General features: G+C 67.9%; 1 protein-coding gene. It reads left to right on the forward strand.

The features are described from left to right. Positions 1-111: 111 nt before the first annotated feature. Positions 112-453 carry a hypothetical protein gene (locus IFY26_RS17550; RefSeq protein WP_232550299.1) on the forward strand — a complete coding sequence of 114 codons (342 nt, stop codon included), beginning with the start codon at positions 112-114 and terminating at the stop codon, positions 451-453. Positions 454-526: the final 73 nt, after the last annotated feature.

Raw genomic sequence — 526 nt, forward strand, 5'->3', positions numbered from 1 at the left:
CGTGGTCCGCTGTGCAGTGCGTCTGTTCGTCCGGCGGGTGTTGCTGTGAGTCGCCAGAGGTGGACTCCGGACGAGCTTGCCCTCTTGGACGGCCCTGCGAGTGATGTTGAGGTGGCCGAGCTGGTGGGGCGGTCGGTGCGTGCGGTGGTGATGAAGCGGTGGCGTCGACGGAACCCTGCTGCGGTGGCTCGGGACCGTGTGTATGCGGAGGAGAATCGGGACCGGAACAAGCGTCGCGCGGTGATCTACAGCCACACGCAGCGGGACAAGATCAACGCTGCTGCTCGAGCTGCCGCGGCAGCGGATCGTGTGGCTGCGACCCGATGGGGAACCTTCACCCCGGAAGAGGATGCGCTGGTGTTGCGTCCCGACCTGACGGCTCGACAGGCGGCCGGGCTGTTGGGTCGAACAGCGGCTTCGGTGGCCCGGAGACGCAAACGGCTACGCGCATGAAGGGGAGCCGGCGGCCTGTCTTAACCCACCCCCGGGAGACACCGGCCACCGGCCCCTCACCTCAAGGCTAGCC

It is taken from the genome of Propioniciclava soli (assembly GCF_014858005.1).
Classification (GTDB): Bacteria; Actinomycetota; Actinomycetes; order Propionibacteriales; family Propionibacteriaceae; genus Propioniciclava; species Propioniciclava soli.